Consider the following 22,562-nt stretch of genomic DNA (forward strand, 5'->3'; position numbering starts at 1 on the left):
GGCGCAGGTCGCGCGACCCGTGACCTTGCCGGTACGGTTCCCCGTCGTGAGCACTGAGAACCGCGACCGGCGCGGGTTCGCGTCCGACAACGAGGCCGGTGGGCATCCCGCGGTGCTGGCGGCGTTGGTGGACGCGAACCGGGGGCATCAGCGGGCCTACGGCGGCGACGACCACACCGCCCGGCTCGGTGAGGTGCTGAAAGGGCATTTCGGGCCTGCCGCCGCCAGCTTTCCGGTGTTGACGGGCACCGGCGCCAACGTCCTTGCCGTGCAGGCGATGTCGCCACCGTACGGGGCAGTGATCTGTGCCGGGTCCGCGCACCTGGCCACCTCGGAGGGGACCGCACCGGAGTCGGTCGCGGGGCTGCACGTGATCGGCGTGCCGACGCCGGACGGCAGGCTCACGCCGGACCTGGTGCGCCGACACGCCACCGGCATCGGGCACATCAACGCGGCGCAGCCGAGCGTGGTGTCGGTCTCGCAGGTGACCGAGTGCGGCACCACGTACACACCGGAGCAACTCAAAGCGCTCGCCGACTGCGCCCACGAGCTTGGCCTGGTCCTGCACGTCGACGGGGCGCGGCTGGCGAACGCGGCCGCGTACCTCGGCGTCGACCTGCGGACCCTGATCACCGAGCCGGGCGTGGACATCGTCAGCCTCGGCGGCACGAAGAACGGGCTGTTGTTCGGGGAGGCGGTGGTGGTGCCGCGCGGTGACGACCATCCGGCTGCGGTGAAGGCGTTGCCGTACCTGCAGAAGCGGGCCACGCAGCTGCTGTCGAAGATGCGGTTCGTCTCGGCGCAGCTGGTCGCGCTCTACGAGGGTGACCTGTGGCTGCGGCTGGCGTCGCACGCCAACGCCATGGCGGCCCGTCTCGCCGACGGCCTGACCGGGCTCGACGGGGTCCGGATCGGGTACCCGGTCGAGTCGAACGCGGTGTTCGTCGCGCTGGCGGAGCCGGTGGCGGCGCGGGTGCGTCAGGCGTTCGCCTTCCACGACTGGGAGGACGACGTGCGGCGCTGGATGTGTTCGTTCGACACCACGCCCGACGACGTCGACGGGATGATCGACGCCGTCAAGGTGGCAACAAAGCAGGAGGTCGGATGATCGTGCTCGACGAACCGGCGCCGCTGGTCGACGAGGCGGCGGCCGCGGCGATCGTCACCGAGCATTTCGGCCTCGAGGTGGCCGCGGCCGCGAGCCTGCCCGCGGAGCGCGACCGCAACTTCCTCGTCCACGCCGCCGACGGGCGGACCTTCGTGCTCAAGGTCGCCAACTCGGCCGAGGACCCGCGGGTGCTCGACATGGAGTGCGCCGCGATGCGACACATCGCCGACGTCGACCCCGGCCTGCCGGTGCCGCGGATCCACGGCGAAACCGTCCCCATGACCGCGGTCGACGGGCGGACCCACCTGGTGCGGCTGATCACCGGCATGCCGGGCACACCCGCCGACCGGGAGCGGCAACCGGCGGCGTTCGCGGCGGAGTTCGGCGCCGCCTGCGCCCGGATGTCGCGCGCGCTGCGCGGCTTCACGCACCCGGCCGCCGCCCGCGACCTCGACTGGGACCCGCGCGACGTGAGCCGCCTGGGGCCCGGCCTCGACACGAGCCGCTTCGTCGACCTGCGCGCGGCCACCCGGGCGCTGCCCGCCGGCGTGCAGCACGGCGACCTGAACCTCGGCAACGTGCTGGTCGACCGGGGAAAGGTCAGCGGGCTGATCGACTTCGGCGACATGCACCACAATGCCCGCGTCGCCGACCTCGCCATCGGGCTGGCCGCGTTGATGCGGCAGGCGGCCGACCCGTGGGCCGCAGCGGCCGGCCTCCTCGACGGGTACCAGCGGCTCACCCCGCTGGAACCGGAGGAGGTCGACGTCGTCGGTGAACTGGTGCTCGCGCGCACGGTGGCCGGCCTGCTCATCTCCGCCCGGATGGTGGCCCGCCACCCGGCCAACGGCGCCTACCTGGCCCAGAGCGACGACGTCAACCGGCGGCTGCTGGACCTGCTGAGCCCGCTGGAGCCCACGGCACTGGCCGACCGGTTCCACCGGATGTGCGGAACGGGGCGCTCACGCCCGTCACCGAAAAACCACGCCGATCTCGCCGCGCGGCGCCGTGGCGCCCTCGGTGCCGACAACCTCGCGCCCATGTTCTACAGAAAACCAATTCAGGTGACGCGCGCAGCGGGGCCGTGGGTGCACGCCGCCGACGGACGCCGCTACCTCGACGCCTACAACAACGTGCCGGTGCTCGGCCATACGCACCCGGCCGTGGTGCAGGCGATCTCGCGGCAGAGCGCGGTGCTGAACCTGAACTCGCGGTACCTGCACCCGCACGCCGTCGAACTGGCCGAGCGGCTGCTGGCCACCATGCCCGCGGGGCTCGACACGTGCGTGTTCGCCAACTCCGGCAGCGAGGTCAACGACCTGGCCTGGCGGATGGCGACGGTGTACACCGGCAACACCGGCGCGATCGCCGCCGACCTGGCCTACCACGGCGTGAGCGCGGCGACCTCGGCCCTGTCGACGAACACCTATCCGCCCGACGCCCGGCCGGCGCACGTGGCGGTCTTCACGCCGCCCGGCCCCGGCCCGGACGGCGCCGACGCCGGCGCCGCGGTCGAGGCCGCCCGGACGACCCTGCGGCGGGCCGGTCACGACGTGGCGCTGACGGTGGTGGACACCGTGTTCAGCGCCGCCGGCATCCGCGAACCCGACCCGGCCTACATGCGCGGCCTGGTCGCCGCCACGCACGACGGCAACGGCCTGTTCCTGGCCGACGAGGTGCAGGCCGGCTTCGGCCGCGGCGGCGGGAACCTGTGGCGGTTCCGGGACTTCGGCATCGAGCCCGACTTCGTGACGCTGGGCAAGCCGATGGGCAACGGCCACCCGGTCGCCGCGCTGATCACCCGCCGCGACGTCGCGGAGCGGTTCGCCGCCGTCGACGAGTACTTCAGCACGTTCGGCGGCAACCCGGTCTCCTCCGTCGCGGCGCTGACCGTGCTCGACATCGTCGAGCAGAACGGGCTCGTCGCGAACGCCGGGCGGGTCGGCGCCGCGCTGCGCGCAGGCATCGTCGCGTTGGGGCTGCCGGGCATCGTCGACGTGCGCGGCCCGGGGCTGATGATCGGGGTCGAACTGGATCCGGCGTGGCTGACCGCGCGAGAGGTGGCGGAGCGGCTGCGGGAGGCGGGTGTGCTCGTCGGCACGACCGGGCCGGGCGGGGCGACGCTGAAGGTGCGGCCGCCGCTGATCTGGACCGACGAGCACGTCGGGACGTTCCTGGCGGCGTTCGGGGCGGCTGTCGGTGCGGCGCCCGGCGCGGCCGTCAGCTGAACAGGCTCCGCGGGTCGGCGGCGATCGCCCGGAACCAGGACGCGACGTCCTCGGCACCCGGGCAGCGGGCGACCGAGACCGCGTCGGCGAGGGCCCGCATCTCCTCCGGCGGCAGCAGCCCGCCATGTGGGTCCCGCAACCGCAGGTGCACGGTGGTCGCGTCGTCGGAGGCCGAGAGGTACGGGGTGCGGATCGGCGTGCTGACGGCGCCCTGCAGCGGCCGGTGCCGCTCGTTGTGTGCGCTCAGGCTGACGATCCGGGCGGACGCGAGGTCGACGGTGCGGGCCCGCACCCGTCGCACCGTGAGCCGGCTGCCCTCCAGCCAGGCCGCGGTGCGGGCGAGCGCCAGGATCTGGTAGAGCACGAACGCCGCCGCCGCGACGAACGCGAGCCCCGCGCCGACCGCGGCCCACCCGCTGGTCGCGGACTCGGACAGGTCGGCGACATCACCGATGATCACGACGACGAAGGCCCCGACGGCGAAGCTGACCAGCGTGAGAACCGGCCCGATGAGGACCACCCACCAGATGATCTTCGCCGTCCGGGCGTTCACCCCACCCGACGACAACGACAGACGTCGTTCCCCCGTCACCATGGCAACAGAGTGACAGCGGGAGTCAATTCACCATTCAGAATGGTGGATGGATTGCTCCCTGCTGGGCCTGGTAACACCGGTGACATTACGTCGAGTGTTCTCTATGCTCTGTTAGGTAATCGCCCTTCCTGGAGGAACGCATGGAACCCGTCGCCGCCGGCAGAACCGACCGAGCCGGCATCACAGGCACCGCGCTGCCCACCAGGCCGGAGTCTCTTCGCGAGATCGATCGCGAACGCGCCCGCCGCATCCGCAGCCGGATTCTCGGAAACAGCAACACCCTCGTGTCGCTGTTCCAGTCCTCGATCTGACCGGTGACGCATCAGCACCTGAGTCAGTTCGTCCTCAAGATCCACAGTCGCTGCGACCTGGCCTGCGACCACTGCTACATCTACGAGCACGCCGATCAGAGCTGGCGTGGCCGTCCGGTCGTCATGGCGCCGGACACCGTTCGCGCGGCCGCCGAACGAATCGCCGAGCACGCCCGGACGCACCGCCTCGGCGCTGTTCACGTGGTGCTGCACGGCGGCGAGCCGCTGCTCGTCGGGCAGGCCGGGCTGGCGGCGATCCTCACCGAACTCCGCGCCCGGATCGAACCGGTCACCGGGCTCGACCTGCGGATGCAGACCAATGGCGTGCAGCTTACCGAGGCGCTGTGCGACCTGTTCCTGGAAAACGACGTGAAGGTCGGCGTCTCGCTCGACGGCGACCGCGCCGCCCACGACCGGCACCGTCGGTACGCGCACGGCGGAGGCAGCCACGCGGCGGTGCTGGCGGGCCTGTCCCTGCTGCGTCGGCCGGTCTACCGCCGCATCTACGCGGGTCTGCTGTGCACCGTCGACGTGGCCAACGATCCGGTCGCCGTGTACGAGGCGCTCCGCGACCAGCGGCCGCCCCGGATCGACCTGCTGCTCCCGCACGCGACGTGGGACGACCCGCCGCCCGGACAGGGGCCCGCGCCGTACGCGAAGTGGCTGCTCGCCGTCCACGATCGGTGGGTGGCCGACGGCCGGCCGATGTCGGTGCGGCTGTTCGACTCCCTCCAGGCGACCCGGGCCGGTCGGGCCAGCGGCACGGAGGCGGTCGGCCTCGACCCGGTCGACCTCGTCGTCGTCGAGGCCGACGGCAGCTGGGAGCAGGCCGACTCGTTGAAAACGGCCTACGACGGCGCGCCGGAAACCGGCCTGGACGTCTTCCGGCACAGCGCCGACGAGGCGGCCCGGCACCCCGCGCTGGCCGCCCGCAAGCAGGGCCTGGCGGCGCTCAGCGCGACCTGTCGCGCCTGCCCGGTGGTCCACCAGTGCGGCGGCGGCCTGTACGCGCACCGGTACCGGACCGGTTCCGGGTTCGACAACCCGTCTGTGTACTGCTCAGACCTCAAGGAGCTCATCACCTCGATGAACACCCGACCGAACCCGACGCCGGCCGCACCGCTCGACGACCTCACCGACGACCTGATCGACGACCTCGGCACCGGTTTCGGCTCCGCCGCGACGATCGGGTACCTCCTGGCCAACCAGGAGGCCATCACCCGGGCGCTGGTTTTCACGGTCGCCGACGAGTTCGGCGGGGCGGCCGCCGAGGGCTGGGAGGTCCTCGCCGATCTGGACGAGCGGGCCGGCGCGGCTGTGCGCGCGGTTCTCGCCCATCCGTGCGTCCGGGCCTGGGCGGTCCGCTGCCTCGACGGGTCGAAGGGTGATCCGGCCCGGCTGTGCGCGATCGCCACGGCCGCCGCCGTCCGGGCCGACGTCGACGTGGCGCTGCCCGTTCCCGTCCGCGACGGTCGGGTGCACCTGCCGACGCTGGGCATGGTCGAGGTCGCCGACGACGGCTCCGGAGTCACGGTGCTGCGCACGGCCGGGCTGCGGGTGGGCCACCCGACCCGGCACCTGCTGCCCGCCGACATCGAGGTGCTGCTGGAGGACGCCGACCCGTTCCGGGACTGCTACGACGTGCCCGTCGCCGATCCGGTCGACGCGGCCACCGCCGACGGTTGGCAGCGGCTCATCGGGGCCGCCTGGCGGACGATCGGCCGGGAGACCCCCGACCACCTGCCCGCCCTGCGGCAGGGCCTACGGGCCGTCGTGCCGTTGCTGCCGGGCGATGGCGGCGTGCGCAGCGCCACCTCCCGGCACGCGTTCGGCGCCGTGGCGACCGCTCCGGTTGCCGACGAGGACATGTTGGCCGAGATCATCGTGCACGAGTTCCAGCACAGCAAGCTCGGTGCCGTCATGGACGTCGGTGACCTGTTCGACCCGGCCGCCCCCGGCACGATGACGGTCGGCTGGCGCAAGGACCCGCGGCCGGTCGAGGGCGTGCTGCAGGGCACGTACGCCCACCTCGCCGTCGCCGACATCTGGCGGGCACGGGTCGAGACGGCCGGCACGGACCCGACGACCGGCACGGACCCGGCGGAGGCGCGGGCGAAGTACCGGCGTTACCGGGACTGGACGGCCACCGCGATCGAGGGTCTGCTCGGCACGGACGCGCTCACCGCCGCCGGGCGGCGACTGGTCCAGCGGATGGGCGAGGCCCTTGCCTCGTGGCGCGACTGAGTGGCGCGACTGACCCTGCCGTCACCGTCGCCGGGATGGAGAACGCCCTGCGGGCCGCCGGCGTGCGCCTGGGCCGGGACCTGTTGGTGCACTGCGCGATGCGCCGGATCGGCCGCGTCGACGGCGGTCCGGCGACGCTGCTCGCCGCGTTGACCGCCGTTGTCGGGACCGACGCGACGATCGTGGTTCCGGCGCAGACCACCGAAAACTCGGTCAGTTCGGCGGCATATCGGCGGACGACCGCCGGAATGACGCCTGCCGAACGCGAGGCGTACGAAGAGCGGATGCCGGGATTCGACGTCGACACCACCCCGTCGCAGCACATGGGCCTGTTCGCCGAACACGTCCGGACCCGTCCGGACGCCGTGCGCAGCGCGCATCCGCAGACGTCGTTCGCCGCGGTCGGAGCGCGCGCCGCCGACCTGATGCGCCGGCACGACCTCGACTGCCATCTCGGTGAGCAGTCGCCGCTGGGCGGCCTGTACGCGGGTGACGCCGACATCCTGCTGCTCGGCGTCGGATACGCGGGCTGCACGGCGCTGCACCTGGCCGAGTACCGCCTTCCGCCGCCCCGGCCGAGCCGGTCGTACCGGTGTTTCGTGTCGGTCGACGGCCGGCGGGTCCGACGCGACTTCGAGGATCTCGACCTCGATCCGACCGACTTCGACCGGCTCGGCGCGGATCTCGACCGGGAGGCGTTCGTGCGGCACGGTCGCGTCGGGGCCGCGCCGACGCGGGTGCTTCCCGTCCGGGCGAGCGTCGATTTCGCCGTCGGATGGTTGACGAAAAAACGGGCGCTTGGATGAAGTCCGTGCGGACACCTAATCTTGGCGTACCGCGCGACATCGACGGGGAGACCATTTCGTGACTGTTGAGATCAACGATGATCCGCGGGCACCGGTGTTCTTTCTCAGCTACGCCCGTCAGCGTCAGCTGCACCGGCCGGCCGCGCCGCCGCAGCCGATCAATCAGCACGTCAAGCGGTTGTACCGTGACGTCTCCGAGCATCTCGGACAGCTCGTCGGTGCCTTTCCGGGTGAAGATCCCGGATTCATGGACATAACCATGGAGGCGGGCGACCTGTGGCGACCACAATTGCTGGAGAAGGCGAGCACGTGTCAGGTGTTGATCTGCCTGATCTCGACGCCGTATCTGATCCGCAGTGAATGGTGCGCGATGGAATGGGATCTGTTCACCCGACGGCGGGTGCTGTCGCGAGACGACGGCAAGCCGGCGAACGCGAAAGCGATCATCCCGATCCTGTGGGCTCCGTACACCGTCGACGTGCCGGCGGAAATCGACGAGGTCAACCGGTTCGTGCCCACCGACCTGTGCACCCCGGAGAACGTCGATCTCTACCAGTCGCAGGGGTTGTTCGGTCTGATGGCGGCGGGCGACGACGCGTACCGACCGATCGTCTGGAGCCTGGCGATGACGGTCTTCCGGATCCATCAGCGCTACTGGGTCGAGCCATTGCAACTCACCGGCAAGGAGACGTTTCGAACGGCGTTCGGCCCGAGAGGAGCATGATGTCGACGGACCCGGCCGGCGGACGGTCGCCCAGGTACTACTTCTTCCTCAGCTACGCCCACTCGGCGCCGGTGGTGTGGCCGCCCGACGCGGCGAGCAGCGACGCCGACTACTGGGTCCGTGAGTTCTTCGCCGACCTCTCCGAGGCGGTTTCGCATCGCGCCCGCGCGTCGACGGCGATGAGCGTCGGGTTCCTCGACGAACAGATCCGCCCCGGATCGGACTGGAACGCCGAACTCGCGAACGCGCTCGGCGGTGCCGAGGTGTTCGTCGCCCTGTATTCGCCCGGGTATCTCAACCGGTCGTGGCCGATGCGCGAGCGCACCGCGTTCCAGCGGCGCCTCGACGCCTGCCGCGGGCTGGTCCATCCGCACCAGCACGTCGCCCCGGTGCTTTGGCTCCCGATCACGTCGTGGGGAACGGTCTCCGACCGCGACGCAGCGCTGGACCTCGGCGTCAACGTGCCCGCGTACACGGAGAACGGCCTGCGGGCCCTGCTGATGCTCAGCACCTACCGCGCCGACTACCGTCACATCGTCGACCGGTTGGCCCGCCGCATCGTCGACGCCGCGGAGCTGCACCCGGTCGGCAGGTCGCCGGCGCCGTCACCCAGCGACGTCCCCGACACCTCACGGTCGACCACCGACACGCCTTTCGTCGTGGGCGTCCTCTGCCCGGACGGACCGACGCCCGTGCCGGCCGGGTCGTCGGCCGGCGCCCAGTGGCGGCCGTTCGCGGAGGCGCAGGCACTGCCGATCGCGCAGTACGCGGCGACCGTCGCCGAACGCCTCGGCCTGCCGACGAGGGTGGTCGACCTCGACGCCGTCGGCTCGATGTACGACTCGTGTCCGGGGCTGCTGCTCATCGACCCGGCGACGGCCGCCGAACGGCATACGTTCGTGGCGGGGAACGGCGCGCTGGAACGGCTACCTGAATGGGTGACCCTGCTCGTGGTCGCCGACCGCGACGACCCCGCGGGTGACGCGCGTGGCGCCGCGCTGCGCGAACGACTGCTTAGGATACTCGGCGAGCCCGGAGCCAACCGGGTCAAGCGCGTCGGCGAGGTAGAGGAATTCGTGCAGCTCATGCCTGCCCTCATCACCGAAGCGCGGCGCGAGTTCCTCCGTAAGGCCCCCGTCTTTCCCCCCAAGGGCGCCCACGTTCCCCGTCCGACGATGTCCGGCCACGGCGTCTCGACTGCCCCGCCCCCCAAGGAAGTTGACTCATGAACAGCAGCGCATCCGGCCGGATCGTGACGTTCTACTCGTTCAAGGGCGGCACGGGCCGCACCATGGCCCTGGCGAACGTCGCCTGGATCCTGGCCGCCAACGGCAAGCGGGTGCTGGTGGTCGACTGGGACCTCGACGCTCCGGGCCTGCACCGGTTCTTCAGCCCGTTCATCGACCCGGGCGTGCTGGAGGCCACCGACGGCGTCATCGACCTCGTGCGCAAGTTCGAGTGGGAGACGACAAAGGGCGGCGCCCGCGACGACAACTGGCACGAGTTGCACGCCAAGGTCGAGAGCGCCGCGTTCTCGCTGCGGCACACGTTCCCCGGCAACGGCACCCTCGACTTCCTGCCCGCGGGCCGGCAGAACAACGACTACGCGACCACACTCAACGGCCTGGACTGGGACAACTTCTACCGCCGCTCGGGTGGCGGGCAGTTCCTCGACGCGCTGCGCCAGAACATGCGCAAGCACTACGACTACACGTTGATCGACAGCCGCACCGGGCTGAGCGACATCGCGCAGATCTGCACCCACCAGCTGCCCGACGTCCTGATCGACTGTTTCACGTTCTCGGAGCAGGGCATCGACGGCGCGGCCAACCTGGCCCGGGAGATCCGCAGCCGGTACAAGCGACGGGGCATCCGGATTCTGCCCGTGGCGATGCGCGTCGACCAGGCGGAGAAGCAGAAGGCCGACGTGAGCCGGGCGGTCGCGATGCGCCGGTTCGGCGGTCTGCCGGCCGGCATGACCGACGAGGAGCGGTCCTTCTACTGGGCCGCCGTCCAGGTTCCGTACCAGCCGTTCTACGCCTACGAGGAGATGCTGGCGACCCTCGGCGACGAGCCCGGGCAGCCGACGACGCTGCTGGCAGCCTACGAGCGCCTGGTCAGCTACATCACCGAGGGCGCGGTCGTCCGGCTCCCCTCGATCCCGCCCGACGAACGCCGGCGGTACAGCGACAAGTTCGTGCGCCGGCTGACCGTGGCGGAGAGCGAGGTGACCCTGCACTACGCGGGCGAGGACCAGGTCTGGGCCGAGTGGATCGAGTACGTCCTCGTCGCGAACGGGGTGCAGGTCAACAACACCGGCCCGGGCGACCGGTCGGCCGACCGGGCGTCGGCGGCGGCCCGCCAGCTCACGATCGTCTCCGCGGCCAACGTCGAGGCATTGAGCGACTCGTCACCGGTCGACCGGGGAAGCCGGTCGCCGCTCGCCGTGTTCGTCGCCGACGTCCGCCAACCGCGCAGCTTCCCGCGCGACTCGTCGGTGTTCGTCGCCAACCAGCCGGCCGGCGCGGTCGCCGAACAGATCCTCAAACTGGTCGGCCGCGCCGGTCCGTTCGTCGACCTCGACCCGAGCGTCGGCGCCCGGTTCCCGGGCACGGCGCCGAAGGTGTTCAAGGCCCTGTCCCGCAACGCGCGGTTCACCGGTCGGGAGAAGGACCTCGAACAGCTTCGTGAACGACTACGTACCGGCCGAACCACGGCCGTCCTGGCCGGTGGCCCGCAGTCGTTGCCGGTCGCCCTGCAGGGACTCGGCGGTATCGGCAAGAGCCAGCTCGCGATCGAGTACGCCTACCGGTTCCGGTCGGCGTACGACGTCGTGTGGTGGATCGACTCGGACCCGGTGACGTTCATCGACATCCAGCTCGCCGACCTCGGTGAGGAGCTGGACCTGGCACCGCAGCCGAACATCGGCGAGAAGATGAAGGTGCTCGTCAACGCCCTGCAGGCGGGCGATCCGCACCGGCGGTGGTTGCTCATCTTCGACAACGCCGAAGACGTCGACCGCGTGCTGGAGTTCGTTCCGCAGAGCGAGAACGGCCACGTCCTCATCACGTCGCGCAACGCCGAATGGGGCCGCACCGCGAACGTCGTCGAGGTCGACGTGTTCCAGCGCCGGGAAAGCGTCGAGCACCTGCGCCGGCGGGTGCCCTCGATCCGGCGGGAGGACGCCGACCGGCTCGCCGACCTCCTCGGCGACCTCCCGATCGCGATCTCGGCGGCCGGCGCATGGCTGGCCGACACCGGCGACGACGTCGGCCGGTACATCACCGAGATCGAGCAGCGCGGCGTCGCCGACGAATACGTGAACGCGATCTGGGACCTGTCGCTCAAGCGGCTGCAGCAGCAGTCGGCCGCGGCGTTCCGGTTGCTCCAGCTGTGTTCGGTGCTCGCACCGGAGATCGCCCTTGACCTCGTCTACAGCGACGACTTCGCCCGGAGCCTGCGACCCATCGATCCGTCACTGTCCGACCGCACCGTCCGGGCCAGCCTGGTGCAGCAGATCAACCGGCTCGCGCTGCTGAAGCTCGACATCACCGGCCGGCCCAAGCAGATCCAGGTGCACCGGGTGCTCCAGCACGTGGTGCGGTCGCGGATGAACGACGAGGAGCTGGAGGAGATCCGGCACCAGGTGCACCTCGTGCTCGCCCGGTTCCGCCCCGAGGGCGAGGTCGAGGACCCGGTCACCTGGCCGAAGTTCCGGATGCTGTGGCCGCACCTGGAGCCGTCGGAAGCGGTCAACTGCGTGGCGGAGCCGGTACGGCAGTTGCTCATCGAACGCGTCCGGTACGTGTGGAACGGCGGCAGCATCCAGCAGGCCCGCCAGCTCACCGAGCGGATCGAGCGGATCTGGACCGAACGCGATGCCAAGGTGAAGGTCGACAACCCGAAGGTCCTACGCCGCCAGCTGCTCCAGCTCCGGTTCAACCTCGCGAACCTCATGCGCGACGAGGCCCAGTTCGAGGACGCGCTCCGGCTCGACGAGGACGTCCACGCCGAACAGCGTGAACTGCTCGGCGAGACCCACCCCAACACGCTGATGACGGCCGGCAGCCTCGCTGCGGACCTGCGCGCCCTCGGCCGGTACGGTGAGGCGCTCGATCGCGACCAGAAGACCTATGCGTCCTGGGCCCGTGAGGTGGGGGAGGACCACGCCCGTACCCTCGCGTCGCTCAACAACCTGGCGACGTCGTACCGCCTCGTCGGCGACTTCCGGGAGGCGCGGGCCCGCGACCAACTCGCCTACCAGACCCGCATCCAGGTGCTCGGCGACAGTCACCCGGCCACGCTCGCCTCGGCGGCGAACCTCGCCCGCGACATCCGTGAGGCCGGCGACTACGAGCAGTCCGTGGTACTGCTCCAGTCGATCCTCGACAAGCTGCGGGCGAGCCAGGAACCCGACCGGCGGGCGCTCCTCAACGAACAGACGAATCTCGCGGTCTCCCTGCGGAGCACCGGCCGGGCCGAGGACGCCGCCGTTCTGCTGGAGGACTCCTACGAGGCGCTCACCGATACGCTCGGACCGGCCAACCCGAACACGCTCGCGTGCCGGTTGAGCCGGTCGGTCAACCTGCTGGGCCAGGAGGACTACCACCGGGCCCGGCGGGAGATGGAGGCGGTTCGGTCGGCGTACCAGAACACGCTCGGCAGGTCACACCCGCATACCCTGGTCTGCGTCAACAACCTGGCCGCGATCGCCCGCGCCGACCACGACTACTCCCGCGCCTACGACCTGGCGAAGGAGGCGTTCGACGAGATGCGCGAGGTGCTGACCGCCGACCATCCGTACACGCTGGCCAGCCAGATGAACCTGTCGATCGTCCTCGCCGAGCAGGACGAGCGGGAACTGGCGCTCGAGCTCAGCCGCGACGCCGCCGTCCGGCTCCTGGACACGCTCGGCCCCGACCACCCCGATACGCTGCGCTGTGAAGCCAACCTGGCGATCATCCTGACCAACCTCGGCCGCGACGAGCCGATGGCCCGTGAGGGCCAGGTGCTGGAACGGCTGGCCCGCCGGATCGGGGCGCGGCATCCGGCCACGGACGCGTTGCGGGACCGGCGGTTCCTGCACCGCACGATCGACCCGCACCCGTTCTGACGCTGCCCTGTCAGCAAACGGCGGGTCAGGGGGAGGCGGACTCGGCGGGGACGAGACCGGGGGTGCCGATGCGGTCGAGGGCCGAGTCGAGCGCCGCCGGGTCGTCGGCGTCGGTGGCGTCTCCGTCGATCAGCCAGACCAGCACCTCGGGAAGGACCTCCATCGCCCCGAAATGGGCGGCGCCGCGCTGGATGCGCAGGTCGCAGTTGGGCAGCTTGGACGCCAACCACCGGGTGTGGTTCACCGGCGAGAAGTTGTCGTCGGCGCCGTGCCAGAGGAGGACGCGGCTCTTGATCGACTCGATCTCGAAACCCCACGGCTCGCGGAACGCCAGCAGGTCGTCGATCCAACCGTACGGCCCGTGCTGCAGCGCCTCCTGATAGGTCGCCGACAGCAGGCGCTGCATCACCACGTCGTCGACGATCTGGCGGTCGACGTGGCGCATTTGCTCGCGGAGTACGCGCAGGAAACTGTCGGGATCGCTCATCGTGCGGTCGGCCCGCAGTCGCAGGCGCTCCACCAGTCTCGACGAATCGTCATAGGCCTGCGTGTGGTCGTGGACGTTCGCGTCGGTCATCCCGTCGAGCCAGTCGAGGTCGGCGTCGCGCGGCGCGATGCCCACCAGGACAGCGGTGCGGGTGATCCGATCGGGCAGCAACGCGGCGCACGCGAGGGCATGCGGACCGCCTCCCGAGCGCCCGACGACGGCGAACCGCTCGATGCCGAGGGCGTCGGCGATCGCCGCGACGTCCCGGGCGGCGCTCGCCACGTCGCGCTTCTCGTGCCGCGTCGAACCGCCGTAGCCCGGACGGTCGTAACTGATCAGGCGGACGCCCAGCCGGTAGATCACGCTGTCGCGCGGGCGCGGACCGCTGCGGCTACCCGGGGTGCCGTGCAGCAGGAAGACCGGCTCTCCGCCGGGGTCACCCGAGTCGTCTACCGCCAGGCTACGATCGTCGACCACCACCGGGTGCTCGGAAGCCCGCTGCTGGGACACTCACCCTCCCGAGGGATAGCGACTCGACGCTGCCGTATGATGCCCGGACGACAATGTTAACGCCACATGCCCGGGCGGGTCACGATTGTGGCCGGAAAGTTGTCACAGCGAGCTTGTGTTATCAATGTGTACTGAGGTGGCGCAAAGAATTCGGTCATCTGCCCAAAAGGGCGTTGACAAGGGAAAATATGGCAGGCGGCCACCGGTACGACGTCAACCTGTTGAATTGAATCTTAGCGTCGGGAAAACTGTCTTTTCGCATTCACCTAATCCTGCAATATGGGTTATCCATCGACGGACGTTTTCGTACGTTTGTTCGCTGCTCGTGGTGGTAGCGAGGCCCGGGCGCTGGGTCCGCCGTACGACGGTTGGTGCTGGTTCGAGTTCGTCGCCAGGGACGATCCAGATGCCGGCATGTCCTTGATCCGTTCCATATCGTTCCATTGCTCACCATCGATCTGTCCCCTACGATGTGCCGCAACATCGCCGACGGGGGAGTGCGATCGATGGGTAAGCGCGCGTTCAGATCCCAGTTCGTGCAACGCATCGGAAGACTGATCCGGTCGCCGGGTGGGCGGGTCTTCGCCGCCGGAACCTCGACGATCCTCGTCGCCTCCATGGTCGGGTGGGTGTCCGCACCGGCGTCGGCGGCGCCGGTGGCGAGGACACCGGCCGAGCCCGCCGACGCGGGGCCGCTCGAACGGCCCGACGAGAAGGCCGCCGTCATCACCGCGCGGCTGACCGGCAAGCGGGTGCTCATCACCGGCCGTACCACGGAAACCGAACAGGCGTGGGCGCTGCCGTCGGGTGCGATCGAGGTCGAGGCGAGCGCCGGACCGGTGCGCACCCGCGCCGCCGACGGCTCGTGGACCGCCGTCGACGTGAACCTGGTGCGCGCGGCCGACGGGTCGGTCGCGCCGAAGGCGCACCCGTACGGGCTCACGCTCTCGGGCGCGGCGGGACCGGGTGAGCACACGCTCGTCACGCTGGGGAAGGCCGGCGAACGGTCCATGCTCGGCTGGACGGGCCGGCTTCCGGAGCCGGTGCTGACCGGCCCGAAGGCGACGTACGCCGAGGTGCTGCCGGGCGTCGACCTCGTCGTCACCGCGACCCGCACCGGGTACGAGCAGTTCCTCGTGGTGAAGAACCGGGCGGCCGCCACGCAGGTGACGAACGTCCGGCTGCCCTGGAAGACCGAGGGCGTCACCACCAAGGCCGACGGCGCGGGCGGCCTGAGCCTGCGGTCGGCCGCCGGAGCGGAGGTCTCGGCCGTTCCGGCACCGATCATGTGGGACGCCACGGTCGACGCCGCCTCCGGTGAGAACGTCCGCCGCGCCCCGGTGGGGATGGCGGTGGACAAACAGGGCCTGGTGCTCACCCCCGACCAGACGTTCCTGGCCGACGAGAAGACCACCTACCCGGTGACGATCGACCCGTCGCAGACGATCGGCGCGAGCTTCGACGCGTTCGTGCAGACCGGCTACTCCTCCGACCAGTCCGGTGCCACCGAACTGAAGCTCGGCACCTACGACGGCGGCGCGAACGTGGCCCGGTCGTTCCTGACCTTCGGCGGCCTGACCTGGCTGCCGAACGCGCAGATCCAGTCGGCCACGTTGAGCCTGTACAACCAGCACTCGTGGTCGTGCGACGCGGCCTCCTGGGAGGCGTGGTGGGTCGGCCCGGTGAGCAGCGCCACCCGCTGGACCAACCAGCCCGCGTGGAACGCGAAGATCGGCACCTCCACGCAGACCAAGGGCTACAACAGCACCTGCGGCGACGGCTGGGTGACCGTCCCGGTCGCGACCGCGTTCCAGAAGGCCGCCGACGCCCGCGCCAACAACACCACCGTCGGCATCCGGGCCACCAGCGAGACCGCCAACGCCGGCTGGAAGCGGTTCAACTCGCGGGAGGCGGCGTCGAACCCGCCGCAGGTCACCGTCGTCTACCAGTCGCGTCCGGTCACCACGGCACAGGCCACCGTTCCGTCGACGTCGTGCGTCACCGGGACGGCGCGGCCGTACATCAACTCGAAGACGCCGCAACTGCGGGCGCGGGTCACCGACGGCGAGGGCGCGGCGGTGACCGCGACCTTCGAATGGTGGGTCACCGGCGGGTCGGCGCCGCTCGGCTCGGCCACCGTCGGCCCCGGCGCGTCCGGCTCGTGGCTCGCGGCGCCGGTCGCGGCGGGCGCGTTCACCGAGAACGGCACCTACTCGTGGAAGGTGCGCGGCAGCGACGGAACCGTCGACGGGCCGTGGTCGGCGTGGTGCGAGTTCACCGTCGACACCGTCGAGCCGTCGGCGCAGCCCACCGTCGCGTCGACGGCGTACCCGTCCGGCGTGTGGAGCGGCGGGGCGGGCACGGGTGGCTCGTTCACGTTCGGCGCGTCCGGCGTCTCCGACGTGGTCGCGTACGAGTACGGGTTGAACGCCAACCCGCCCGACCAGACCGTCACCGCGCCGGGCGCCGGCGCGAACGCCACGGTGACCATCACCCCCACCACCGACGGACCGCAGACGCTGTTCGTGCGCTCGCGGGACCGGGCCGGCAACCAGTCGGCGGTGCGGGCGTACCCGTTCGCCGTCGGCGGCGGCGCCGTCGTCGGCCCGAAGGACGGACACATCACCGCCGAGAAGACGGTGCTGTCCGCCCTCGGACAGGGATCGGCCACCGGCGTCACGTACCAGTGGCGGCGCGCCGACGCCGACGCGTGGACGAACATCCCGACCGGGCACGTCACCGTGTCGGCGGGCGGCGGCGCGGTCACCTGGCCGCTGCCGACGACCGGGTCCGGCGCGTTCGCGAACCTCAACTGGGACGTGGCCGCCACGCTCGCCGCGGTCGACGCCGTGGCCGTGCCGCGCGACGGGCCGTTGCAGGTGCGCGCCGTGTTCACCGGTGGCAGCAACCCGAGTTCGACGCCGGTCAGGTTCACGTTCGACCGCAACCTCGCCGCCGCCGAGGGCGAGGAGATCGGGCCGGGCTCGGTGAACCTGCTCACCGGCAACATGACGATCCAGGACACCGACGTGTCCGTCGACTCGTACGGCACCGACCTCACTGTCGTCCGTTCGTACAACACGCGGCTGGCGCAGACGACCGACGCGGCCACCATGTTCGGGCCGGGCTGGGTGTCGGGCGCGATCGTCGAGGAGGCCGACACCCCGTACACGTCGCTGACCCGCTACGACTCGCTGGTGCAGGTGGGGCTGCCGGAGGGCGAGACCATCGGCTTCACGAAACTCACCACCACGGAGTTCGATCCCGAGCCCGGGATGGAGTTCCTGAAGCTCGTCTACAACACCACGAACGACTCGTACTCGCTGAGCGACGTCGACGGCAACACCGTGGTGTTCACGCGGGTGGCGAACACCGCCGTCGGCAAGTACTTCCCGACGTCGGTCACCGTTCCCGGCAACGCGCAGACGACGACGCTCAGCTGGGAGAAGGTGACGGTCGACGGCAAGGAGGTCGTGCGACCGACCCGGATGGTCGCCCCGGTGGCCGACGGCGTGAACTGCGCGACGCTGACCCGTGGCTGCCGCGCGCTGACCTTCAAGTACGCCACGGCCACCAGCGCCACCGGCACGGAGCAGGTCGGCTGGGGGAGTTATGCCGGCCGGGTGCAGGAGATCTCGCTCGTCGCGTGGGACCCCGACGCGGCGACGCCCGGGATGCGCGTCGTCCCGATGGTGAAGTACCTGTACGACGGCACCGGCCGGCTGCGCGCCACCTGGGACCCGCGGCTGGACTACACCGCCGACGGCGCCGACCGCCACCAGTGGGAGACCTACGACTACGACGCCGCCGGCGTGCTGTCGACGATCCGCCCGGCCGGCGAGGAGCCGTGGCAGCTCACCTACACCACCGTTCCGAACGACCCGGGAGCCGGCCGCCTGCACAAGGTGACGCGGTCGGCGCTGGCGGCGGGGACCGCCACCACCACGGTCGTCTACCGGGTGCCGACGGCGGGAACCGGTGCGCCGTACGATCTGTCGCCCGGGCAGACCGTCCGGTGGGGACAGCCGGAGGCGCCCACCGACGCGACCGCGATCTTCCCCGCCGACCAGGTGCCCACCGGCAACCCGGCGACCGGGACGCTGCCGTCGTCGTACACGCGCGCCGTCGTCACCTATCTCGACGCCAACGGCCAGGAGACGAACACGGCGGCGCCGGGCGGCCACATCAGCGCGACGTGGCGCGACCGCTTCAACAACGTGACGCGCACGCTGTCGGCCGGCAACCGGGCGGCGGCCCTCGGCGCGTCACCGACCGACGACGCCAAGACCGAGACGGAACGGGCGTTCGACCTGTCCAGCCGCAGCGTCTACTCCGACGACGGCCGGCGGCTGAGCTTCACGATGGACCCGGTGCACGACGTGATGCTCGACAACGGCAGCACCGTGCGCGGACGCAAGGTGACCCGCTACACCTACGACCAGGGCGCGCCGACCACCGGTGCCCCGTACAACCTCGTCACCACCGAGGAGACGCTGGTCTGGTACCGGGCCGCGAACGGCGTCGAGGCCGAGGCCGACGTCCGGCGCAGCACCACCGCCTACGACTGGACGCTGCGCGAGCCGGTGGTGTCCACAGTGGACCCCGGCGGGCTGAACCTGACCACCCGTACCACGCACGACCCGGTCTCCGGCCAGGCGGCGACGCTCACCGGCCCGGCCGGCGGCACCAGCACGAACACGCCCGCCACCCGGAGGACCATCTACTACCGGGCGACGAGCGGGTCGGGCGCGGCCGAGTGCGACCTGCGGCCGGAATGGGCGAACCTGGTCTGCCGCATCGAGCCCGGCGGCCAGGCGGCCAGCGGACCCGAACTGCCCGTCACCGTGACGACCTACGACATCTACAACAACGACCGCACGGTCACCGAGAAGACCAGCGCCGGCGTCCAGCGCACCACGACCACCACCTACGACGCGGCCGGCCGCGAGTACGAGTCGTCGGTGACCGTCGCGGCCGGGCTCGGCACCGCGGTGCCGGTGGAGCGCAAGGTGTACGACCCGGCGACCGGCAACCTGCTGCGCACCCAGTCGATCGTCGCCGGGCTGGTGGCCGCCGAGCTGCGCAGCACGTACGACACGCTCGGCCGGCAGACGTCGTACACCGACGCCGACGGCAACGTCTCCACCACCACCTACGACCTGCTGGGCCGGGTGGCCACCAGCAGCGACGGCAAGGCGACCCGCACCGTCACCTACGACGGCGGAACCGAACGGCGCGGGTTGGCCACGTCGGTGCACGACAGCCACGTGGGCACGTTCACCGCCGCCTACGACGCCGACGGTGCGGCCGTCACCACCACGTGGCCGAACGGGATCGTGGTGACCAACGACCTCGACGAGACCGGCGCGGCGGTCGGCGTCACCTACGCGCAGCCGAACTGCGGCGCCACCGACTGCACGCTCTTCAAGGAGTCGGTGGTCGAGTCGGTGCACGGCCAGTGGCGGCGGCAGTCGTCGACGCTGTCGAACCGGGTCTACGGGTACGACGCGGGTGGCCGCCTGACGAGCGTGCGCGACTCGGCCGGCGAGCAGTGCACCACCCGCACCTACGGCGTCGACGCGGCGGCCGATCGCCGGACCCTGGCCGAGTACGCCGCGGCGGCCGACGGCTCCTGCCAGACGGCGACCGCGACCGCGACCACGTCGCTGACGTACGACACCGCCAACCGGATCGGGCTGGCCGGCTACGACCGGCTCGGCCGCACCACGATCGTGCCGGCCGCGCAGACCGCGGTGCCGGCGGCCGGCGACATCGCCGTCACCTACCACGCCTCCGACCTCGTCGACACGATCACGCAGCAGGGCCGCACCACCGACTACACCCTCGACGTCACGGGGGAGCGGGTGCGGTCGTGGACCGACAACGGTGTCCAGCGCACCCACCACTACGACGACGACGGCGACAACCCCGCGTGGACGCAGGAGTCGGCCGACAGCTACACCCGCGTCGTCAGCGGGGTCAGCGGCATGGCGGCGATCTGGGACAGCGCGGGCGGTGCCCCCGAGTGGCAGATCACCAACCTCCACGGCGACGTGGTGGCGACCATCCACCACGGCGACGCCGGCCTGTCGACCACCGGCGAGAGCACCGAGTACGGGTTGCCGAACGGTTCGGACACCGTCGGCGCGGTGCGCTACGGCTGGCTCGGCGGCAAGCAGCGGGCCGCCGACGCACCGGCCGGGATCGTGCTGATGGGCGTCCGCCTGTACAACCCGGCCACCGGGCGGTTCCTCCAGGTCGACCCGGTGTTCGGCGGCAGCTGCAACGCCTACGAGTACACGTGCGCCGACCCGGTCAACTCGGAGGACCTCGACGGCAAGTGGATCGGGCTCGTCCTGCGCGGGGCCGCGGCCGCCTGCAAGCTGGGCAAGCGGTGGTGCGTCCGGGCCGGCAAGTGGGTCGGCAAGCAGGCGTGGCGCGGCATCAAGTGGGGCGGCAAGCACGCCTGGCGCGGCATCAAGTGGGGCGGCCGCAAGGCGTGGGGTGGCATCAAGAAGGGTGCCAGCTGGGCCTTCGGGAAGAAGAGCTGGCTGTTCGGCAGGGCGAAGTACGGTCGGAAAGGAATCCTGAACCGCGGCCCGGTGCGGCTAGGGTGGACCTGGAATGCCAAGCAACAGCGGAACCGGTTCGGCATCCACACCGGCTGGCCCAAGCACAAGCAGACCAACTGGTTCAAGCGAAAGTTCCCGCGCGTCCACTGGGACTGGTTCTGATGATCCTCACGACGTTTCTCGCCGAACTCACCGACGAGATCCGGGAACGCGCCGGCGGATCCGCCGTCGTGGAGACCGCCGGTGCCGCCCTCGACTTCGAGATCCGGGTGCGACCGGTCGCCGACGGCCCCTGCCCGTTCATCGTGCACCTGGAGAGCGACGACGAGGTCACCATCGAGTTCGGGGTGCTCTCCGTGGCGCACTTCGCCTCCGCCGACCGGGCGGCGGTCGCGGAGAGCTGCCGGTCCACCGTCGGTGACCTCCTCGCCGGCGCGGTCACCGAGTCGGTGTGGAGCCGGGCCGGTACACCGTGCCGCGCCGAGGCCCGGGTCGGCACGGGCCCGGCGGCGATCACGGTGAGCACCCGCGACGGGCTGTGCCTGCGTGCGGTCCGGCGCGAGGTGAGCTACCCGCCGTACCGCGCCTGACATCGGCCCGATGCATTGACACAATTCGATAACCCGCCTAGCCTTCCCAGGCAGGAAAGCGCTTTCCTATAGCCGAATCCGCCGTCGGCGCGCGGCCGCGCACCCGGCGCACTCCTCCCCGGTTCGGTGACAAGCCGGTGCCGCGCGTCCGCGGTCACCGACCCCCGCGCGCCGGGCCGACCACCCGCCAGTGGTCGGACACCCACCGGCGCTCCACGTAGGGAAGGACTCCCATGTCTGAACTGGACGTTCCGGCCGCCGCCGTGTCACGTCGCCGGCTCCTCGGCGGGGCCGCCGCGGGCGCGGTCGGCGTCGCCGGCGCGGTGCTGCTGGGCCAGGGCTCGGCGCAGGCCGCGTTCGAGACCAGCCCGGTCGGCTACGCGAGCATGAACGGCGGCACCAGCGGCGGCTCGGCCAGCACCGTGGTCACCGTGTCGTCGGCGTCGGCGCTGCAGTCGGCGCTCAGCTCCGGCACCTCGCAGACGGTGCGGATCAACGGCCTGATCTCGATCTCGGGCATGTACAACGTCGCGTCGAACAAGACCATCATCGGCGTCGGCAGCGGATCCGGGATCACCGGCGGCGGCTTCAACCTGTCGGGCGTGCGCAACATCATCATCCGCAACCTGGTCTTCCGCAACGCGAACGACGACTCGATCAACGTGCAGACCAACACCACCAACGTCTGGATCGACCACAACGACCTGGCCAGCGGCTACGACGGCCTGATCGACATCAAGCGCGGCTCGGACTTCATCACGGTGTCGTGGAACCGGCTGCACAACCACGACAAGTCGATGCTGCTCGGCCACGACGACGGCAACGCGTCGCAGGACCTGGGCCACCTGCGGGTGACGTACGTGCACAACTGGTTCGAGGGCACCGGCCAGCGGCACCCGCGGGTGCGCTTCGCCAACCCCGTGCACGTGCTGAACAACTACTACAGCAACATCGGCTCGTACGGCGTCTGCTCGACGATGAACGCCGGCGTGTTCGTCGAGCGGAACTACTTCGAGAACGTGGGTTCGCCGACGATCACCCAGACCGGCGACTCCGACCCGGGCAACCTCAAGGTGCTGAACAACTACAAGGTGAACTCGGGCACCGAGCAGGTCCGCAACGGCGCGAGCGTCGCGGCCATCCCGTACTCCTACACCCCGCAGGCCAACAACACCGTGAAGGCGACGGTCACGGCCGGCGCCGGCACCGGCAAGATCTGAGGGGACGCCCGGCCGCCCGGCTCTCGATGCCGGGCGGCCGGGGCAGGGCGTCAG

Annotated in this window: 13 protein-coding genes; 11 read left to right on the plus strand and 2 right to left on the minus strand. The window is 71.0% G+C overall.

The window, feature by feature from the left end:
• Nucleotides 1-46 precede the first annotated feature (46 nt).
• Together Vau01_RS24300 and Vau01_RS24305 are read left to right on the plus strand one after the other, a co-directional pair.
• Nucleotides 47-1,108 carry a threonine aldolase family protein gene (locus Vau01_RS24300; protein ID WP_203996649.1) on the plus strand — a complete coding sequence of 354 codons (1,062 nt, stop codon included), beginning with the start codon at nucleotides 47-49 and terminating at the stop codon, nucleotides 1,106-1,108.
• Nucleotides 1,105-3,336, plus strand: a complete 2,232-nt coding sequence (locus Vau01_RS24305; RefSeq protein WP_203996651.1) for an aminotransferase class III-fold pyridoxal phosphate-dependent enzyme — start codon at nucleotides 1,105-1,107, stop codon at nucleotides 3,334-3,336. Before Vau01_RS24300 ends, Vau01_RS24305 begins: the two co-directional genes overlap by 4 nt.
• Here the strand turns inward: Vau01_RS24305 and Vau01_RS24310 are convergent.
• Complete coding sequence (locus tag Vau01_RS24310) at nucleotides 3,329-3,931, minus strand: hypothetical protein (RefSeq protein ID WP_203996653.1); 603 nt, start codon at nucleotides 3,929-3,931, stop codon at nucleotides 3,329-3,331. The two genes, Vau01_RS24305 and Vau01_RS24310, sit on opposite strands and share 8 nt — an antisense overlap.
• Before the next feature lie 140 nt (nucleotides 3,932-4,071).
• On the opposite strand from Vau01_RS24310, the gene Vau01_RS24315 reads away from it, so the two are divergent.
• Genes Vau01_RS24315 through fxsT form a run of 6 tightly spaced genes read left to right on the plus strand, consistent with a single transcriptional unit; the run spans nucleotide 4,072 to nucleotide 13,129 of the window.
• A complete protein-coding gene (locus tag Vau01_RS24315; RefSeq protein ID WP_203996655.1) occupies nucleotides 4,072-4,242 on the plus strand; it encodes a hypothetical protein in 171 nt (56 codons plus the stop codon).
• 3 nt (nucleotides 4,243-4,245) lie between these two features.
• Nucleotides 4,246-6,486 carry an FxsB family cyclophane-forming radical SAM/SPASM peptide maturase gene (locus tag Vau01_RS24320; RefSeq protein WP_239151811.1) on the plus strand — a complete coding sequence of 747 codons (2,241 nt, stop codon included), beginning with the start codon at nucleotides 4,246-4,248 and terminating at the stop codon, nucleotides 6,484-6,486.
• Nucleotides 6,487-6,521: 35 nt separating this feature from the next.
• Nucleotides 6,522-7,292, plus strand: coding sequence for an AAC(3) family N-acetyltransferase (locus Vau01_RS24325; protein WP_203996662.1), 771 nt, complete (start codon nucleotides 6,522-6,524; stop codon nucleotides 7,290-7,292).
• Nucleotides 7,293-7,350: 58 nt separating this feature from the next.
• Nucleotides 7,351-8,016 carry a TIR domain-containing protein gene (locus Vau01_RS24330; protein WP_203996664.1) on the plus strand — a complete coding sequence of 222 codons (666 nt, stop codon included), beginning with the start codon at nucleotides 7,351-7,353 and terminating at the stop codon, nucleotides 8,014-8,016.
• Nucleotides 8,016-9,245: a TIR-like protein FxsC gene (locus tag Vau01_RS24335; RefSeq protein WP_203996666.1), complete on the plus strand. Its 1,230-nt coding sequence runs from the start codon at nucleotides 8,016-8,018 to the stop codon at nucleotides 9,243-9,245. Before Vau01_RS24330 ends, Vau01_RS24335 begins: the two co-directional genes overlap by 1 nt.
• Nucleotides 9,242-13,129 carry an FxSxx-COOH system tetratricopeptide repeat protein gene (gene fxsT / locus Vau01_RS24340; RefSeq protein WP_203996668.1) on the plus strand — a complete coding sequence of 1,296 codons (3,888 nt, stop codon included), beginning with the start codon at nucleotides 9,242-9,244 and terminating at the stop codon, nucleotides 13,127-13,129. The genes Vau01_RS24335 and fxsT overlap by 4 nt, the downstream gene beginning before the upstream one ends.
• 25 nt (nucleotides 13,130-13,154) lie before the next feature.
• Here the strand turns inward: fxsT and Vau01_RS24345 are convergent, their stop codons facing one another.
• Nucleotides 13,155-14,126 (minus strand): alpha/beta fold hydrolase, encoded by a 972-nt coding sequence (locus Vau01_RS24345; protein ID WP_203996670.1) that lies wholly within the window; start codon nucleotides 14,124-14,126, stop codon nucleotides 13,155-13,157.
• Nucleotides 14,127-14,632: 506 nt separating this feature from the next.
• Here Vau01_RS24345 and Vau01_RS24350 point away from each other — a divergent pair.
• The 3 genes from Vau01_RS24350 (at nucleotide 14,633) to Vau01_RS24360 (ending at nucleotide 22,508) form a co-directional block, all read left to right on the plus strand.
• A complete protein-coding gene (locus Vau01_RS24350; RefSeq protein WP_203996677.1) occupies nucleotides 14,633-20,860 on the plus strand; it encodes a DNRLRE domain-containing protein in 6,228 nt (2,075 codons plus the stop codon).
• Nucleotides 20,860-21,288 (plus strand): hypothetical protein, encoded by a 429-nt coding sequence (locus Vau01_RS24355; protein ID WP_203996679.1) that lies wholly within the window; start codon nucleotides 20,860-20,862, stop codon nucleotides 21,286-21,288. The genes Vau01_RS24350 and Vau01_RS24355 overlap by 1 nt, the downstream gene beginning before the upstream one ends.
• Nucleotides 21,289-21,521: 233 nt before the next feature.
• The gene (locus Vau01_RS24360; protein WP_203996681.1) at nucleotides 21,522-22,508 is read left to right on the plus strand and encodes a pectate lyase family protein; all 987 of its coding nucleotides are present in this window, start codon (nucleotides 21,522-21,524) and stop codon (nucleotides 22,506-22,508) included.
• Nucleotides 22,509-22,562 lie beyond the last annotated feature (54 nt).

The organism is Virgisporangium aurantiacum (assembly GCF_016863635.1).
Classification (GTDB): Bacteria; Actinomycetota; Actinomycetes; order Mycobacteriales; family Micromonosporaceae; genus Virgisporangium; species Virgisporangium aurantiacum.

Bases quoted from the DNA above. Each gene is read 5' to 3' on its own strand.
- Vau01_RS24350 (WP_203996677.1), top strand. From the start codon at position 14,633: ATGGGTAAGCGCGCGTTCAGATCCCAGTTCGTGCAACGCATCGGAAGA.
- Vau01_RS24315 (WP_203996655.1), top strand. From the start codon at position 4,072: ATGGAACCCGTCGCCGCCGGCAGAACCGACCGAGCCGGCATCACAGGC.
- Vau01_RS24305 (WP_203996651.1), top strand. From the start codon at position 1,105: ATGATCGTGCTCGACGAACCGGCGCCGCTGGTCGACGAGGCGGCGGCC.
- Vau01_RS24360 (WP_203996681.1), top strand. From the start codon at position 21,522: ATGTCTGAACTGGACGTTCCGGCCGCCGCCGTGTCACGTCGCCGGCTC.
- Vau01_RS24335 (WP_203996666.1), top strand. From the start codon at position 8,016: ATGTCGACGGACCCGGCCGGCGGACGGTCGCCCAGGTACTACTTCTTC.
- fxsT (WP_203996668.1), top strand. From the start codon at position 9,242: ATGAACAGCAGCGCATCCGGCCGGATCGTGACGTTCTACTCGTTCAAG.
- Vau01_RS24325 (WP_203996662.1), top strand. From the start codon at position 6,522: ATGGAGAACGCCCTGCGGGCCGCCGGCGTGCGCCTGGGCCGGGACCTG.
- Vau01_RS24355 (WP_203996679.1), top strand. From the start codon at position 20,860: ATGATCCTCACGACGTTTCTCGCCGAACTCACCGACGAGATCCGGGAA.
- Vau01_RS24310 (WP_203996653.1), bottom strand. From the start codon at position 3,931: ATGGTGACGGGGGAACGACGTCTGTCGTTGTCGTCGGGTGGGGTGAAC.